The sequence below is a fragment of the Agrobacterium leguminum genome (assembly GCF_005144435.2).
GTDB classification, from domain to species: domain Bacteria; phylum Pseudomonadota; class Alphaproteobacteria; order Rhizobiales; family Rhizobiaceae; genus Agrobacterium; species Agrobacterium leguminum.
Genome location: NZ_CP120212.1, coordinates 534,370 through 550,580 on the forward strand (window position 1 = coordinate 534,370; position 16,211 = coordinate 550,580).

A 16,211-nucleotide genomic window follows, 5' to 3' on the forward strand; every position below is an offset into this window, starting at 1 on the left:
GCCATGACAACGATCACCACCAGAGACGGAACACATATTTTCTACAAGGACTGGGGCCGCAAAGACGGCCAGCCCATCATCTTTTCCCATGGCTGGCCGCTCAGCGCCGATACATGGGATGCGCAGATGGTCTTCTTCGCTAACAACGGTTTCCGCACCATCGCCCATGACCGCCGCAGCCACGGCCGCTCCGATCAGGTCTGGCATAACAATACCATGGATCAATATGCCGACGACCTGGCCGAGCTGATCGAGCAACTCGATCTTCACGACATCATTCTGGTCGGCCATTCCACCGGCGGCGGCGAGGTGACACGCTATATCGGTCGCCACGGCACGGCCCGCGTCGCGAAAATCGCCCTCATCGGCGCGGTTCCGCCGCTAATGCTGAAGACGGAAAGCAATGCCATCGGCCTGCCGATCGATGTTTTCGACGGTATCCGCAAGGGCACCTATGACAATCGCAGCCAGTTCTTCAAGGACCTGACCATTCCCTTCTACGGCTATAACCGCGAAGGTGCCGTGATATCCGAAGGCATCCGCGACGAATTCTGGCGGCAGGGCATGATGGGCGGCCTGAAAGGCCAGCTCGACAGCATTCGCGCCTTTTCGGAAAGCGATTTCCACCAGGACCTGAAGGCCTTCGACAAACCGACGCTGGTTCTGCACGGCGATGACGACCAGATCGTGCCTGTCGGCGCATCCGCGCTTTCCACGGTCAAAATCGTCAAACACGCGGTCCTCAAAATCTATGAGGGCGCCGACCATGGCCTGACGCAGACCCATCAAGACCGGTTCAACGCCGATCTTCTCGCCTTCATCAACGCCTGAAACCGCCAGACACAGGAGACACGGACATGACACAGAATACATTTCTCATCACCGGCGCATCCGACGGCATCGGCGCGGTCTATGCCGAACGTCTGGCAAAACGCGGCCATGATCTCATCCTGGTGGCACGGCGTGCCGAAAAGCTGAAGGCGCTCGCCGTACAGCTGGAAAAGGATCATCACATCGCAGTCGAGGTTCTCTCCGCCGATCTTTCCAGGGCGGAAGACCTCGAAAAGGTGGAGGCGCGGCTGCGTGAGGACCGGCGGATTACCGGCCTCGTCAACAATGCCGGCATTGCCGGTGAGGGCGCGATCACCGCGCTGGACCCGGCCTATGTCACGACGATGATCAACCTCAACATTCTTGCCGTCACCCGGCTTGCGGCGGCCATCGCACCGCGCCTTGCCGCCGATGGCAGGGGCACGATCATCAACATCACTTCGGTCACGGCGCTGATGCCGGCGGCGTTTACCGCCGTCTATCCGGCGACCAAGGCCTTCGTGCTCGCCTTCACCGAGGCGCTGCAGGCGCAGCTTTCGCCTTCCGGTGTGCGGGTTCAGGGCGTTTTGCCGGGCATTACCCGCACGGCGATCTGGGAGGAGGAACGGCTCGACGCCATTCCGGCCGCCATGGTCATGGATGTTTACGAGATGGTGGATGCGGCCCTGGCCGGTCTCGATCTCGGCGAGACGCTGACCATTCCTTCCCTGCCGGATACGGCCGATCTTGAAAATTTCCTTGCCGCCCGCGCGGCATTGAGGCCCAATCTGTCGCATGCACTTGCCGCCAGCCGGTATCGTGCAGCCAAAACCGAATAGAGGGAGACGCATCATGATCCTCGGACTGACCATTCCCCAATTCACGGCATTGCATGTGGGCTTAAGCTTCATCGGCATTGCCACCGGACTGATCGCCCTGCCCGCTTATGCGGCGGGGCGGTGGATGCCCCGCATGATGGCGATTTTCCTCGTCACCACGCTCGCCACCACGCTTACCGGCTTCCTGTTTCCAATCGGAAATTTCACACCGGCACTCGGCGTCGGCATCATCTCGACCCTCGTTCTGGCGATCGCACTGGTTGCACTTTATGGATATGGTCTGAATGGCAGAGCGCGCATCATTTATACGATCACCGCCACGATCAGCCTTTATCTCAATATGTTCGTGTTGATCGTTCAGGCTTTTCTCAAGGTCGAAACACTCAACAACCTGGCGCCGAACGGCAATGAACCGCCCTTCTTGGTCGCCCAGACGGTTCTGCTTGTTGCAGCCATCTGTCTTGGCTGGAAGGCGACGCGCCGCAGGCTCGCCGTCTGAAGCGAGCCTGAATTCGAACCGCTTTTCGCGAACATGCCTTGTGCCCCAATATTTCGGGCGCAAGGCATGTTTTTGCATGTCAAATACAGGCAATCTCCGCCCACCCGTCACAAAACGAAGAAATCCCGTCTCTAGGATTTCCTTCCGAACCTTTCCTGAAAATACGGCAGGAGACATTCGGAAACGAAGGCGGTCCGCGCCCTTGCAAACACACAATATACATTATATAATAATATATATTAAATTATTACAACAGGAGGTGCCGATGAATGCCGTGAAGATCAACGCGCGTCTGACAGTTGCGGGCCAGCCGATGATCGCCGATTTCCCATCGCTCTCCGCCCAGGGTTATAAAAGCGTCATCAACGCCCGGCCTGATGGGGAAGAGCCCGGCCAGCCGGGCAATGCGCAGGAAAAAAGCGCCGCCAGCGCGGCGGGCATGGATTATGGTTTCATCCCGGTCAGCGGCCCTACCATCACCGAAGCCGATATCCGCGCCTTCCAGCAGAAGATGGCGGAAGCGGAAGGCCCCGTTTTTGCCCATTGCAAGGGCGGCACGCGCGCGCTCACGCTTCATGTTCTCGGGGAAGCGCTGGATGGGCGCATCGAAAGGGACAATATCGAGACTTTCGGCAAGGCGCATGGCTTTGACCTTTCCGGCGCCACCCGCTGGCTGGAACAGCACGCAGCGGCGGTTCCGCACGTCAAGGCATTCTTCGATCCGCGCACATGGAGCGTGCAATATGTCGTGTCCGATCCCTCCACCGGGCGCTGCGTCATTATCGACCCGGTCTATGATTTCGATGAGAAATCCGGCGCGACCGGAACGATGAATGCCGACGCCATTCTGGACTATGTGGAGAGCCAGGGCCTGTCGGTGGAATGGATTCTCGATACCCATCCGCATGCCGACCATTTTTCCGCCGCCCACTATCTGAAGCAGAAGACCGGCGCGCAGACGGCGATCGGCGCGAAAGTCACCGGCGTGCAAAAGCTCTGGCAGGAGAAATACAACTGGCCGGATTTCAAAACCGACGGCTCGCAATGGGACCGGCTGTTCGAGGCGGGCGACAGGTTCAATATCGGCTCCCTTGAAGCGCGCGTGCTGTTTTCGCCCGGCCACACGCTCGCCTCCGTGACCTATGTGGTAGGTAATGCCGCCTTTGTGCACGATACGCTTTTCATGCCCGATTCCGGCACCGCGCGCGCCGATTTCCCCGGCGGCAGCGCCAGAGAACTCTGGGCGTCGATCCAGGACATTCTCGCCCTTCCCGACGAAACACGGCTTTTCACCGGCCACGATTATCAGCCCGGCGGCCGCGCGCCTAAATGGGAAAGCACGGTGGGCGAACAGAAACGCAGCAATCCGCATCTTGCCGGCATGACGGAGGAGGGTTTCATCCACCTCAGGGAAGCGCGGGATCGCACATTGCCGATGCCGAAGCTCATTCTCCACGCCCTGCAGGTCAATATTTGCGGCGGCCGCCTGCCGGAGCCGGAAGCGAATGGCAAGCGTTACCTGAAATTCCCGCTCGACGTGCTGGAGGGCAGCATATGGTAAAGGAAAACGCGCTGGAAAAGCCCCGGCATATTGCAGAAATCCCTCTCCCCGCCATGGAGGAACGGGCTGTCGAGGTCGCGCTGCTTCTGAAAACGCTTGCCCATCCCGCGCGGCTGATGCTCGCCTGCACGCTGGCGCAGGGAGAATTTTCCGTCGGAGAACTGGAGGTCAAGCTGGATATTCGCCAGCCGACGCTTTCCCAGCAGCTGGGCGTCCTGCGGGAAGCCGGTGTGGTCGAAACCCGGCGCGATGCCAAGCAAATCTTCTACCAACTGAGCGAAGCGAAAGCGGCGCAACTGATAGAGGCCCTTTACACCATATTCTGCGCGCCGGAGGAGACCCCGTGAGCCCCTACTGGCCCTCTCTTTTCGGCGGCATGCTGCTCGGTCTTGCCTGCATTCTGCTGTTTCTTTTCAACGGCCGTATTGCCGGCATCAGCGGGATAATGGGCAAAATGCTCGGCAGGGAGCGGCGTTTTACCGATCTCGCCTTCGTCGCCGGCTTGCTGGCCGGGCCATATCTCCATGCCGCCGCATTCGGCCGGCTGCCTGCCGTCACCATAGTTTCACCATGGCCGCTCATCCTCATTGCCGGCCTGCTGGTGGGTTTCGGCACGCGCATGGGCTCCGGCTGCACGTCCGGCCATGGCATCATGGGTCTGGCGCGATTTTCCAGGCGCTCCATCGCCACGACCGCCACCTTCCTGATCACCGGCATTTGCGCCGCGACGATAACAGGAGCCCTGTCATGAAAAATCCAGCCGTGGCGCGTGTTTTCCTGGCATTGGTCGCGGGAGCGCTGTTCGGCTTCGGCCTTTCGCTCTCCGGCATGGTCGATCCGGCCCGCGTTTCCAGTTTTCTCGACGTGGCGAGCGGCCATTGGGACCCGAGCCTGATGTTCGTCCTCGGCGGCGCGGTAATGGTCGCCGTGCCGGGTGTGCTGCTCAGCCGACGTCTCGCCAAACCGGTGCTCGCAGAAGGTTTCAGCCTTCCGGCAAAAACCCGCATCGACCGACCGCTCATAACAGGCTCGGCCATTTTCGGCGTCGGTTGGGGGCTTGCCGGTTTCTGCCCCGGCCCGGCACTATCGGCTCTCGCCCTCGGGCTGATGCCGGTCGTTCTTTTCGTCAGCGCCATGATTGCCGGCATGCTGCTCCACGACCGCCTCTACGCAAAGCAGCCATAACGCAAACGTTCGTTCGGCACGCGGGGAACGAGCAGTCGCGCGGGGGCTGGAACGCTCCCGCGCGACGGCGTGTGATTAGAGGTCGATCAGGCTCTTGCCCGTCATTTCCGGCGGCAGCGGCACATTCATCAGTTGCAGCAGGGTGGGCGCGACATCGGCGAGAATGCCGTCATGCAGCTTGGCGCCTTCCGGGCCACCGAAAAGGATCACCGGCACCGGATTGGTGGTGTGGGCCGTGTGCGGACCGCCGGTCACCGGGTCGACCATGGTTTCGCAATTGCCATGATCGGCAATGACAAGCATCGCGCCACCCACTTTTTCGAGGGCGGCAACGACCGCACCAAGCCCGCGATCCACGGCTTCACAGGCCTTGATTGCGGCCTGCAGATCGCCGGTATGGCCGACCATATCGGGGTTGGCGTAATTGGTGACGATCAGATCGTAACCCTTGCCGATTGCCTCGACGAATTTTTCCGTCACTTCCGGCGCACTCATCTCCGGCTGCAGATCGTAGGTCGCAACCTTCGGGGATTTCGGCATGAAGCGGTCTTCGCCGACTTCCGGCTCTTCCTTGCCGCCATTCAGGAAGAAGGTGACGTGCGGATATTTTTCCGTCTCGGCGAGGCGGAACTGCGTGAGCCCCTGCTTCGCCACCCATGCGCCCAGCGTATTGACGATATCGCGCTTGGGATAGGCCGTCGCCATGAAATCATTGTGCCGGGTGGAATATTCCACCATGCCGAGCAGCGCCGAAAGGACCGGCTTTTCGCGCGAAAAACCGTCGAAATCGTCCGCCCCTATGGCAAGCAGGATTTCACGGGCACGGTCGGCGCGGAAATTCAGGCAGAACAGGCCGTCGCCGGCCTTGAAGCCCTCATAGCCGTCGATCACCGTCGGCAGGATGAATTCGTCGGTGACGTTGTTTTTGTAGCTCTGGGCAACGGCGCTCACCGCATCGCGCGCATGTTCGCCTTTCGCCAGAACCATGGCGTCATAGGCTTTCTCGACGCGCTCCCAGCGATTGTCGCGATCCATCGCATAATAGCGGCCGATCACCGTGCCGATGCTTGCTCCCTGCGGCAGGCTTGCCACCAGCGCCGCCACAAATTCTTCAGCCGATTGCGGCGCGACATCGCGGCCGTCGGTGATGGCATGTACCACCACCTTCAAGCCGTGGCTGATCATCAGCCTCACCGCCGCCTGGCCGTGGAGGATATGGCCATGGACGCCGCCATCGGAAACGACGCACATCAGATGCGCCACACCGCCCGCGGCCTTCACCGTGGCGGCGAAATCAAGCATCGCCGCATTGCGGAAAAAGCTGCCATCCTCAATCGCCAGATCGATCTGGCCGAGATCCATGGCGACGATGCGGCCGGCGCCGATATTGGTGTGGCCGACTTCCGAATTGCCCATCTGCCCGGTGGGCAGACCGACATTCGGGCCGAATGTGGTGAGCCTCGCATTCGGGCAGGTGGCGAAAAGCCGGTCCATGGTGGGCGTATTCGCCAGCACCGGCGCATTGCTGGATGTGTCCTCGTTCAGCCCCCAGCCATCGAGAATAGTCAGGACAACGGGTTTGGGAGTGCGCATGGGAGGACCTTCTTCTTCATTCGGTTGCCGGCGGAGGGCGGACCGCCGGGCACCGGAGCGCCCTCTTCCGCCACTATGATCATGATGAGAAAACATGCTTCTCGTTCTTCTCTTCTATACCCGAAGATGACGAACGCAAGCCTATACCGACAGCGAAACAGTTCCGTGAAGGTCGAAAACGCGGGCTAAGAAATGCGGGCATGACACGCATACGCCCTCATTCCTGTGCTCATCACAGGAATCCGGCCGACGCGCGTCTGCGCGGTGGAGAGAGCCCTTTCAGCCCAAAGACTTGGGCGGGCTGGATCCCTGTGACGAGCACAGGGAAGAGAGAGCACGGATCGCCTTCACTCGATGAAAATAAGCGCGGGCTTCTCCAGCAATGCCTTGACGGCCTGGATGAAGACCGCCGCATCCCACCCATCGACAACCCGGTGATCGAAGCTCGAGGAGAGGTTCATCATCTTGCGCGGCACAAACCGCGTCCCATCCCACACCGGCCGCGTCATGATCTTGTTGACGCCGATGATCGCCACCTCCGGATGATTGATGATGGGTGTCGAGACCACACCGCCCAAGGCTCCCAGCGAACTGATGGTGATGGTGGAGCCCATCAGCTCTTCCCGATGCGCCGTGCCGGTGCGGGCGGCTTCGGCGACGCGTGCGACTTCGTCCGCGCATTCCCAAAGACCGAGCGTTTCCGTGTGGCGCACGACCGGAACGGTGAGGCCCGACGGCGTCTGCGTGGCGATGCCGATATGAACCGCTTCATAGTGGCTGACGACCCCTTTGTCGTCGTCAAAGGTGGCATTCATGCCGGGATGATCGGCAACGGCTTTCACCAGTGCGCGCATCAGGAACGGCAGGATCGTCAGCTTCGGTTGCCCGGAACGGCGATTGCCGTTCATGGTCGCGCGCAAATCCTCCAGATCGGTCACGTCGACTTCCTCGACATAGGTGATGTGGGGAATGCGGGAGGCGGAAAGCACCATCTTCTCGGCAATCTTGCGCCTGAGCCCGGTCACCTTCACCTCCTCGACAGCGCTATCGTGCGGCGCTATGGGCTCGGGGCGTTCCGGCCGTCCCCGCACGGTTAAAAACCCGTCGAGATCGGCATGGGTGATATGCCCGTCCGGCCCCGTTCCCTTGACCTTGGTGAGATCGATATCGAGATCGTCGGCGCGCTGGCGAACGGCGGGAGACGCCAACGGTTTATGATGCGGTTCGGCGGCGGGCGCCGGCGGCGCCTCCTCGGCCTCTCGCGCCGTCGGCTGGGCTTCAACAGGTGGCGGCGTGTCCGTCATGTCGGCAGGCGCTTCCGCTTCCGGCACGCTGCCATTGGGAGCGGCGGCCGCGACATCGGTTTCGATGCGCAGAAGCGGCGCCTTCACCGGCACGGTGTTTCCAACCGTCACGGCGAGCCAGGTGACGACGCCCGCCACCGGGGATGGGATTTCCACCGTCGCCTTGTCGGTCATCACCGCGGCCAGCACCATGTCCTCATGGACGAGATCGCCCGGTTTGACGTTCCATTCCACCAGTTCGGCTTCCGCCACACCTTCACCGACATCGGGCATCGTGAGAACAAATTCCGCCATAATCAGGCCTCCATGACTTCGACAAGGGCGCGCCCGACACGGGCAGGTCCCGGAAAATAGTCCCACTCCTGCGCATGGGGATAAGGCGTATCCCAGCCCGCAACGCGGACGACGGGGGCCTCAAGGTGATAAAAACAATGTTCCTGCACCAACGACACGACTTCGGCCCCGAAGCCGGAGGTCAGCGTCGCCTCATGCACCATGACGCAGCGGCCGGTCTTGGAAACGGACTTCACGATGGTATCGAGATCGAGCGGCAGCAGGCTGCGCAGATCGATGATCTCGGCATCCACGCCCGTCTCTTCCGCCGCCGCCAGCGCCACATGCACCATGGTGCCATAAGCGATGACGGTGACAGCGTTTCCGGGACGGCGTATCTCCGCCTTGCCGATGGGAATAGTGTAGTGCCCTTCCGGCACTTCCCCCATCTCGTGTTTGGACCAGGGCGTTACCGGCCGGTCGTGATGGCCGTCGAAGGGGCCGTTATAAAGCCGCTTCGGCTCCAGAAACATCACCGGGTCGGGGTCTTCGATGGATGCGATCAGCAGTCCCTTGGCGTCATAGGGATTGGAAGGAACCACCACTTTCAGCCCGCAGACATGGGTGAAAAGCGCTTCCGGGCTCTGGCTGTGCGTCTGCCCGCCAAAAATGCCCCCGCCTGTCGGCATTCTGAGAACGATGGGGCAGGTGAAATCGCCATTGGAGCGATAGCGGATACGCGCCGCCTCCTGGGTAATCTGGTCATAGGCGGGATACATGTAATCGGCGAACTGGATTTCGACACAGGGGCGCAGGCCATAAGCGGCCATGCCGATGGCCGTGCCAACAATGCCGGATTCGCTGATCGGCGCATCGAAACAGCGGGTCTTGCCGTATTTTCCCTGCAACCCCTGCGTGGCGCGAAACACGCCGCCGAAATAGCCCACATCCTCGCCGAACACCACCACGTCGTCGCTGCGTTCCATGGACACATCCATGGCGCTGCGGACGGCTTCGATCATCGTCATTCTTGCCATGGTTACCACCCTGCCTTCTGGCGCTGGCGGGCGAGATGCGGCGGCATCTCGGCGTAGACGCCTTCGAAAATATCCTTTTTCGGCGGTTTACCGCCCTCATGCAGCGTGCCGTGGCTTTCTGCCTCGCGCTGCGCCTCAAGCACCTCATCGGCGATTTCCGCCTCCGTCTGCCGGTGCCGTTCCTCCGACCAGACGCCGCGCAGGATGAGGTGTTTTTTGAGCCTCAGAACCGGGTCGCCCAGCGGCCATGCCTCGGACTCCGTCTTGGGACGATAGGCGCTCGGATCGTCCGACGTGGAATGGGCGCCGACACGATAGGTCACATATTCGATCAGCGTCGGGCCGAGATTGCGGCGCGCCCGTTCCACCGCCCAGCGCGCCACGGCATAAACGGCGAGATAATCATTGCCGTCGACCCGAAGTGCGGGGATGCCGAAGCCCAGGCCGCGCGCCGCAAAGGTGCCGGAGCCGCCGCGCGCGATGCCCTGAAAGGTGGAAATCGCCCATTGGTTATTGACGATATTGAGAACCACCGGAGCCTTGTAGGTGGAGGCAAAGACCATCGCCGAATGAAAATCGGACTCCGCCGTCGAGCCGTCGCCGATCCATGCTGCAGCGATCTTCGTATCGCCCTTGATGGCCGAGGCCATCGCCCAGCCGACCGCCTGCACATATTGCGTGGCGAGATTGCCGGAGACGGTGAAGAAACCATGCTCCTTCGAGGAATAGAGCACCGGCAATTGCCGCCCGTGCAGCGGATCCAGCTCGTTGGAATAGATTTGGTTCATCATGGTGACGAGCGGATAATCGTCGGCGATCAGCAGACCCGCCTGCCGATAGGTCGGAAAATTCATGTCGCCTTTGGAAAGCGCCTTGCGGAAGGCGCAGCTCACCGCCTCTTCGCCCAGATGCTGCATGTAGAAGGAGGTCTTGCCCTGCCGCTGCGCCATGAGCATGCGGGCATCGAAAGCCCGAAGCCGCATCATGTTTTTGAGGCCCACCAGCAATTCCTCATCCGAAAGCAGCCCGGCCCAGGGTCCGACGGCCTCGCCCTGATGATTGAGGACGCGGATGATCGAATAAGCGAGATCGCGCATGCTTTCCGGCGCTGCGTCCACATCCGGGCGCGGCACGGTGCCGGCCTTCGGTATCTTCACATTGGAGAAATCCGGCTCCCCGCCGGGCCGCACCGCAGGCTCCGGAACATGCAGGCTGAGATGTGGCGTTTCGGTTATATCCATTCTACTCCTCCCGTCACGGTCTCCTCCAGACCGCGAAACAATCCTCAAAGGTTTCTTGCGATCACCATGCGCTGGACATCGCTTGTCCCCTCGTAAATCTGGCAAATGCGCACATCGCGATAGATCCGCTCCACCGGATAATCCGCCATGTAACCGTAACCGCCGTGAATCTGGATGGCGTCCGAGCAGACGCGCTCGGCCATTTCGGACGCGAAGAGTTTTGCCATCGAGGCCTCCGAAAGACAGGGTTCACCCGCTTCCTTCAGCGCCGCCGCATGCAGCACCAGCTGCCGCGCCGCCTCAATGCGCGTCGCCATATCCGCAAGGCGAAACGCCACCGCCTGATGCTCCACGATTGCCTGCCCGAAGGCCTTGCGCTCGCGGGCATAATCCCGTGCCGCCTCGAAGGCGGCCTGCGCCATGCCGACCGCCTGCGCGGCGATGCCGATGCGGCCGCCTTCCAGATTGGCAAGCGCGATGCGATAACCCTGCCCCTCTTCGCCAAGCCGCAATTCGGCCGGCACCGCCATGTCGGTAAAGGCAATCTGGCAGGTATCCGAAGAATGCAGCCCGAGCTTTTCCTCGACCCTGATCACCTCGTAACCCGGCGTATCGGTCGGCACGATGAAGGCGGTGATGCCTTTCTTGCCCGCCGCTGCATCGGTGACGGCAAAAACGATGACGACATCGCCATTCTTGCCTGATGTGATGAATTGCTTTGCGCCGTCGAGAATGTAGCGGTCGCCATCGCGCCGGGCGCGGGTTTTGAGGTTGGACGCATCGGAACCGGCCTGCGGTTCGGTCAGCGCAAAACCACCGATCCATTCGCCGGAGGCCAGTTTCGGCAGAAAACGCTGCTTCTGGTCTTCGGTCCCGAATTTCAGGATCGGCACGCAGCCTACCGAATTATGCACGCTCATGATGGTGGAACAGGCGCCGTCGCCGGCAGCGATTTCCTCCAGCGCCAGGGCATAAGCGACGGCACCGGTTTCCGACCCACCATAGTCTTCTGAGACCAGCATTCCGAGGAAGCCGAGCGCGCCCATCTCCTTCAACTCGTCTTTCGGGAACCGGCTTTCCCGATCACGCGAAGCAGCCCCGGGGGCGAGCCGCTCGCGGGCGAAATCGCGGGCCATGTCCCTGATCTGCTGCTGGGCTTCGTTCAGGATCATCGCCGCCTCCCCTTAATATCGCTCTATGCCGAGCGCGGTTGCTTCACCGCCGCCGATGCAGACGGCGGCCACGCCGCGTTTCAGCCCGTGGCGCTGCAGGGCGGCCAGCAGGGTAACGACGATCCTCGCGCCGGAAGCGCCGATCGGATGGCCGAGCGCGCAGGCGCCGCCATGCACATTCACCTTCTCATGCGGCAGATCGAGATCGCGCATCGCCGCCATCGCCACTACGGCAAAGGCCTCGTTGATTTCGAAGAGATCGACATCCTTCGCCACCCAGCCGGTATTTTCGAACAGCTTTTTCATCGCGCCGATGGGAGCCGTTGGATATCCGGCGGGTGCATCCGCATGGGAGGCCTGACCGATAATGGTCGCCAGCGGTGAAAGGCCCCGCCTTTCCGCTTCGGAGCGACGCATGAGAACAAGAGCGGCCGCACCATCGGAAATCGAACTGGAATTGGCCGCCGTCACCGTTCCGCCATCGCGGAAGGCGGGCTTCAGTTGCGGGATTCTTTCCGGCTTCGCCTTGCCCGGCTGCTCGTCCACGGCAACATCGCCGAGAGGCGCGATCTCCGCTTCGAAAGCCCCCTCGGCGATGGCGCGACGAGCACGCTCCAGCGAGGTCAGCGCATAGTCATCCTGCATGGCGCGGGTGAATTGGTAGGCTTCAGCACAATCCTCCGCGAAAGTGCCCATCAGCCGGCCCTTGTCATAGGCGTCCTCGAGGCCATCCAGAAACATGTGGTCAGTGAGCTTGCCGTGGCCGAGACGATAGCCGTTTCGCGCACGGTCCAGCAGATAGGGCGCATTGCTCATGCTTTCCATACCGCCCGCAAGCACGATGGAAGAACTTCCCGCCGCAAGCTGGTCATGCCCCAGCATGATCGCTTTCATGCCCGAGCCGCACATCTTGTTGATGGTCGTCGCGCCAACCGAGTTGGGAATGCCAGCGGCAATGGCCGCCTGTCTGGCCGGAGCCTGCCCCTGCCCGGCCGTAAGCACGCAGCCCATCAGCACATCGTCAATATCAGAAGGCGGAACCGCAGCCCGTTCGACGGCCGCGCGGATCGCCGCCGCACCGAGATCGGGCGCGGCCACCGATTTGAATTCGCCCTGGAACCCACCCATAGCAGTACGGGCGGCCCCGACGATCACGACAGGGTCATGCACAGCCAAACTCACCTCCCTTGGCCATTCTCCCGCTTGAGAAAACAACCGTCATCGCGATCTCCTCCAGATCTCGACTGACATGAACGCTATCACCAACTCGAATTCATTTCAAAGCTATTTTGATTGACAGTTTTTTGATTGGCGATATCTTTGATCCAATAAATAGTCATATCATAGAGCAAATGATCCATGATTGAGCTCGACAGTTTCGACCGGAAGATTCTGCATGTGCTCGGCGATGACGGGCGGGTGAGCTGGCGTGATCTGGCAGCGCGGATAGGTCTTTCCTTCACGCCGACGCTGCGGCGCGTGCGCAAGCTGGAAGAGGAAGGCATCATTCGTGGTTATACCGCCGTGTTCGATGAGAACCGGCTGCTCGGCAATATGGGCGTCTTCATCTCCGTCACGCTGGAACGGCAGATCAAGGAAGCGCTGACGACCTTCGAGCACCATGTCGCTTCCATTCCCGAAGTGGTGGGCGGTTACCAGACCAGCGGCAGTTCCGATTATCTGATCCATGCCATGGTGCGGGATCTGCCGCATTATCAGGAACTTCTGGATTTCCTGACCACGGTTCCCGGCGTGTCGCGCATCCAGTCCAATTTCGCCATCAAGACATTCGTGCGCCGTTCCGCCGCTTTCACCGGGGGTGACGCGCCGTAATCGAGGGCTGCCGGCGCGGAGGAGGTGCTGGCTGCTGACAAAAGGGACGGCAGCAAAGGCCGTCCGGAGGAGGAGACGCGATGAGTTTGAACCTCGCCGCCATTTTCGATGCCGATCTCGGCCCGGAAATCGCAGCATTGCGCGACAGCGCAAGCGCATTCGCAGACGATAAAATCGCGCCGCTGGCGGCGGAGATCGACCGCGACGACCGTTTTCCACGCAAGCTCTGGCCGGAAATGGGCCAGCTCGGTCTGCACGGCATTACCGTTTCGGAAGAATTCGGCGGCGCCGACATGGGCTATCTCGCCCATTGCGTGGCGATGGAAGAGATAAGCAGGGCTTCCGCTTCCATCGGCCTTTCCTACGGCGCCCATTCCAACCTCTGCATCAACCAGATCCACCGCTGGGGAACGCAAGAGCAGAAGCACAGATATCTGCCGAAACTCGTCTCCGGTGAACATGTCGGTTCGCTCGCCATGAGCGAGACGGAAGCCGGTTCGGATGTCGTGTCGATGCGGCTGAAGGCGGAGCGCAAGGGCGACCGCTATGTGCTGAACGGCGCGAAAATGTGGATCACCAATGGCCACGAGGCCGATACGCTGGTGGTTTACGCCAAGACGGATATGTCGGCCGGCGCGCGCGGCATCACCGCCTTCCTTATCGAAAAGGGCTTCAAGGGGTTTCGCCCAGCCCAGAAACTCGACAAGCTCGGTATGCGCGGCTCGCCCACCTCGGAACTGGTATTCGAGGATTGCGAGGTGCCGGAAGAGAACATTCTCGGCGGCTTGAATGACGGCGTGACGGTGCTGATGAGCGGGCTGGATTACGAGCGCGCCGTGCTGGCCGCCGGCCCGGTCGGCATCATGCAGGCGGCCATCGATCTGGTGCTGCCCTATGCCCGCGAGCGCAAGCAATTCGGCAAGCCTATCGGCGAATTCCAGCTGGTGCAGGGAAAGCTCGCCGATATTTATTCGGCCATGAATGCGTCGCGCGCCTATGTCTATGCCGTGGCGCGGGCCTGCGACAACGGCCGCATCACAAGACAGGACGCGGCGGGCGCGATCCTTTTCGCCGCCGAACGGGCGACACAGGTGGCGCTGGATGCCATCCAGCTTCTCGGCGGTTCCGGCTATGTCAATGAAAGCCCGGCCGGACGGCTGCTGCGCGACGCCAAGCTTTATGAGATCGGCGCGGGCACCAGCGAAATCCGCCGGATGCTGATCGGCCGCGAGCTGGTCAAGGGCAACGGGTGAGGACACGCGATGAAGCTTACATCCAGTCTTAACCGCGATCCAACCTTTGCCGCCAATGTGGAATTCATGTCGGGTCTGGTGGATGACCTGCGGCAGCACGTCGAAAAAATCTCCAGAGGCGGCGGCGACAAGGCCCGTGAACGGCATCTTTCCCGCGGCAAATTGCTGGCGCGCGACAGGATCGAAGCCCTTCTCGATCCCGGCAGTCCATTCCTGGAGTTCTCGCAATTTGCAGCTTACGAGGTCTATGACGAACCCGTTCCCGCCGCCGGCATCGTCACCGGCATCGGCCGGGTCTCTGGCCGCGAATGTGTGATCGTCGCCAATGATGCGACGGTGAAAGGCGGCACCTATTATCCGCTGACGGTGAAGAAACATCTGCGCGCGCAGGAGATCGCCACGGAGAACCGCCTGCCCTGCATCTATCTGGTGGATTCCGGCGGCGCCAACCTGCCCAATCAGGACGAGGTGTTTCCCGACCGCGATCATTTCGGCCGCATCTTCTACAATCAGGCCAATATGTCGGCGGAAGGCATCGCCCAGATCGCCGTGGTGATGGGCAGTTGCACGGCGGGCGGGGCCTATGTGCCCGCGATGAGCGACCAGTCCGTGATCGTCAAAAATCAGGGCACGATCTTCCTCGGCGGCCCGCCGCTGGTGAAGGCCGCGACCGGCGAGGTGGTGAGCGCGGAAGAGCTGGGCGGCGCGGATGTGCATTCCCGGCAATCCGGCGTCACCGATCACTACGCCAATAACGACCGCCACGCGCTGGCGCTGACCCGGCGGATCGTTTCCACCCTCAATCGCCGCAAACAGGTGGAGCTGGATATTCGCGAGCCGGCGGAGCCGCTTTATCCGGCTGAAGAGCTTTATGGCATCGTTCCCGCCGATACGCGAAAACCCTTCGATGTGCGCGAGATCATCGCGCGTCTGGTGGACGGTTCCGAATTCGATGAGTTCAAGGCGCTTTACGGCACCACGCTGGTCTGCGGTTTCGCCCATATCCACGGTTATCCTGTCGGCATCATCGCCAATAACGGCATTCTGTTTTCGGAATCGGCGCTGAAGGGCGCGCATTTCATAGAACTCTGCTGCCAGCGCGGCATTCCGCTGGTCTTTCTCCAGAACATCACCGGCTTCATGGTCGGCAAGGCCTATGAGGCGGGCGGCATCGCCAAGGACGGCGCCAAGCTCGTTACCGCTGTCGCATCGGCTAAAGTGCCGAAATTCACCGTCATCATCGGCGGCTCCTTCGGGGCCGGCAATTACGGCATGTGCGGGCGGGCCTATTCACCGCGCTTTTTGTGGATGTGGCCCAATGCCCGCATTTCCGTGATGGGCGGCGAACAGGCGGCATCGGTTCTGGCGCAAATCCGCCGCGACGGCATCGAGGCTGATGGCCGCCACTGGTCGAAGGAAGGGGAAGAGGCGTTCAAACAGCCGATCCGGGAAAAATACGAGCGGGAGGGACATCCCTATTATGCCAGCGCCAGACTTTGGGACGATGGCATCATAGACCCGAAGGATACACGCCTCGTGCTCGGTCTCGGTCTTTCCGCCGCGCTCAATGCACCGATAGAACCCACCCGTTTCGGCATATTCAGGATGTGA

General features: G+C 61.2%; 16 protein-coding genes. 10 read left to right on the forward strand and 6 right to left on the reverse strand.

From position 1 onward, the window contains the following. Positions 1-3: 3 nt before the first annotated feature. The 7 genes from CFBP4996_RS16945 to CFBP4996_RS16975 all read left to right on the forward strand — a co-directional run bounded on the left by CFBP4996_RS16945 (position 4) and on the right by CFBP4996_RS16975 (position 4,894). On the forward strand, positions 4-831 hold the full coding sequence (locus CFBP4996_RS16945; protein ID WP_003524728.1) for an alpha/beta fold hydrolase: 828 nt from the start codon (positions 4-6) through the stop codon (positions 829-831). 26 nt (positions 832-857) lie between these two features. Continuing rightward, on the forward strand, positions 858-1,649 hold the full coding sequence (locus CFBP4996_RS16950; protein ID WP_080854448.1) for an SDR family NAD(P)-dependent oxidoreductase: 792 nt from the start codon (positions 858-860) through the stop codon (positions 1,647-1,649). 13 nt (positions 1,650-1,662) lie between these two features. Then, the gene (locus CFBP4996_RS16955; protein WP_080854447.1) at positions 1,663-2,148 is read left to right on the forward strand and encodes a hypothetical protein; all 486 of its coding nucleotides are present in this window, start codon (positions 1,663-1,665) and stop codon (positions 2,146-2,148) included. A 265-nt stretch (positions 2,149-2,413) separates the two neighbouring features. Continuing rightward, the gene (gene blh / locus CFBP4996_RS16960) at positions 2,414-3,709 is read left to right on the forward strand and encodes a bifunctional sulfur transferase/dioxygenase Blh (RefSeq protein WP_080854446.1); all 1,296 of its coding nucleotides are present in this window, start codon (positions 2,414-2,416) and stop codon (positions 3,707-3,709) included. Continuing rightward, on the forward strand, positions 3,703-4,056 hold the full coding sequence (gene bigR, locus CFBP4996_RS16965) for a sulfite-sensing transcriptional repressor BigR (protein WP_080854445.1): 354 nt from the start codon (positions 3,703-3,705) through the stop codon (positions 4,054-4,056). Before blh ends, bigR begins: the two co-directional genes overlap by 7 nt. After that, positions 4,053-4,460, forward strand: a complete 408-nt coding sequence (locus CFBP4996_RS16970; protein ID WP_121490338.1) for a YeeE/YedE family protein — start codon at positions 4,053-4,055, stop codon at positions 4,458-4,460. Before bigR ends, CFBP4996_RS16970 begins: the two co-directional genes overlap by 4 nt. Continuing rightward, on the forward strand, positions 4,457-4,894 hold the full coding sequence (locus CFBP4996_RS16975; RefSeq protein WP_080854444.1) for a YeeE/YedE family protein: 438 nt from the start codon (positions 4,457-4,459) through the stop codon (positions 4,892-4,894). Before CFBP4996_RS16970 ends, CFBP4996_RS16975 begins: the two co-directional genes overlap by 4 nt. A 75-nt stretch (positions 4,895-4,969) precedes the next feature. Here the strand turns inward: CFBP4996_RS16975 and gpmI are convergent, their stop codons facing one another. From gpmI to CFBP4996_RS17005, 6 genes are all read right to left on the reverse strand, one after another. Further along, positions 4,970-6,487: a 2,3-bisphosphoglycerate-independent phosphoglycerate mutase gene (gpmI, locus tag CFBP4996_RS16980; protein ID WP_080854443.1), complete on the reverse strand. Its 1,518-nt coding sequence runs from the start codon at positions 6,485-6,487 to the stop codon at positions 4,970-4,972. 347 nt (positions 6,488-6,834) lie between these two features. Beyond that, positions 6,835-8,085 carry a dihydrolipoamide acetyltransferase family protein gene (locus CFBP4996_RS16985; protein ID WP_080854442.1) on the reverse strand — a complete coding sequence of 417 codons (1,251 nt, stop codon included), beginning with the start codon at positions 8,083-8,085 and terminating at the stop codon, positions 6,835-6,837. A 2-nt stretch (positions 8,086-8,087) separates the two neighbouring features. Continuing rightward, entirely contained in the window at positions 8,088-9,101 is a 1,014-nt protein-coding gene (locus CFBP4996_RS16990) for an alpha-ketoacid dehydrogenase subunit beta (protein WP_059753514.1), read from the reverse strand. A 2-nt stretch (positions 9,102-9,103) separates the two neighbouring features. Next, positions 9,104-10,342 carry a 3-methyl-2-oxobutanoate dehydrogenase (2-methylpropanoyl-transferring) subunit alpha gene (locus CFBP4996_RS16995; RefSeq protein WP_080854441.1) on the reverse strand — a complete coding sequence of 413 codons (1,239 nt, stop codon included), beginning with the start codon at positions 10,340-10,342 and terminating at the stop codon, positions 9,104-9,106. 44 nt (positions 10,343-10,386) lie between these two features. Then, a complete protein-coding gene (locus tag CFBP4996_RS17000) occupies positions 10,387-11,514 on the reverse strand; it encodes an acyl-CoA dehydrogenase family protein (protein WP_080854440.1) in 1,128 nt (375 codons plus the stop codon). Positions 11,515-11,526: 12 nt separating this feature from the next. After that, the gene (locus CFBP4996_RS17005) at positions 11,527-12,690 is read right to left on the reverse strand and encodes an acetyl-CoA C-acyltransferase (protein ID WP_080854439.1); all 1,164 of its coding nucleotides are present in this window, start codon (positions 12,688-12,690) and stop codon (positions 11,527-11,529) included. Between the two features lie 183 nt (positions 12,691-12,873). Between CFBP4996_RS17005 and CFBP4996_RS17010 the strand changes: the two genes are divergently transcribed. The 3 genes from CFBP4996_RS17010 (at position 12,874) to CFBP4996_RS17020 (ending at position 16,211) form a co-directional block, all read left to right on the forward strand. Beyond that, positions 12,874-13,347 carry an Lrp/AsnC family transcriptional regulator gene (locus CFBP4996_RS17010; RefSeq protein ID WP_035221263.1) on the forward strand — a complete coding sequence of 158 codons (474 nt, stop codon included), beginning with the start codon at positions 12,874-12,876 and terminating at the stop codon, positions 13,345-13,347. 80 nt (positions 13,348-13,427) lie between these two features. After that, on the forward strand, positions 13,428-14,600 hold the full coding sequence (locus CFBP4996_RS17015) for an isovaleryl-CoA dehydrogenase (RefSeq protein ID WP_080854438.1): 1,173 nt from the start codon (positions 13,428-13,430) through the stop codon (positions 14,598-14,600). A gap of 9 nt (positions 14,601-14,609) precedes the next feature. Continuing rightward, on the forward strand, positions 14,610-16,211 hold the full coding sequence (locus tag CFBP4996_RS17020; RefSeq protein ID WP_080854437.1) for a carboxyl transferase domain-containing protein: 1,602 nt from the start codon (positions 14,610-14,612) through the stop codon (positions 16,209-16,211).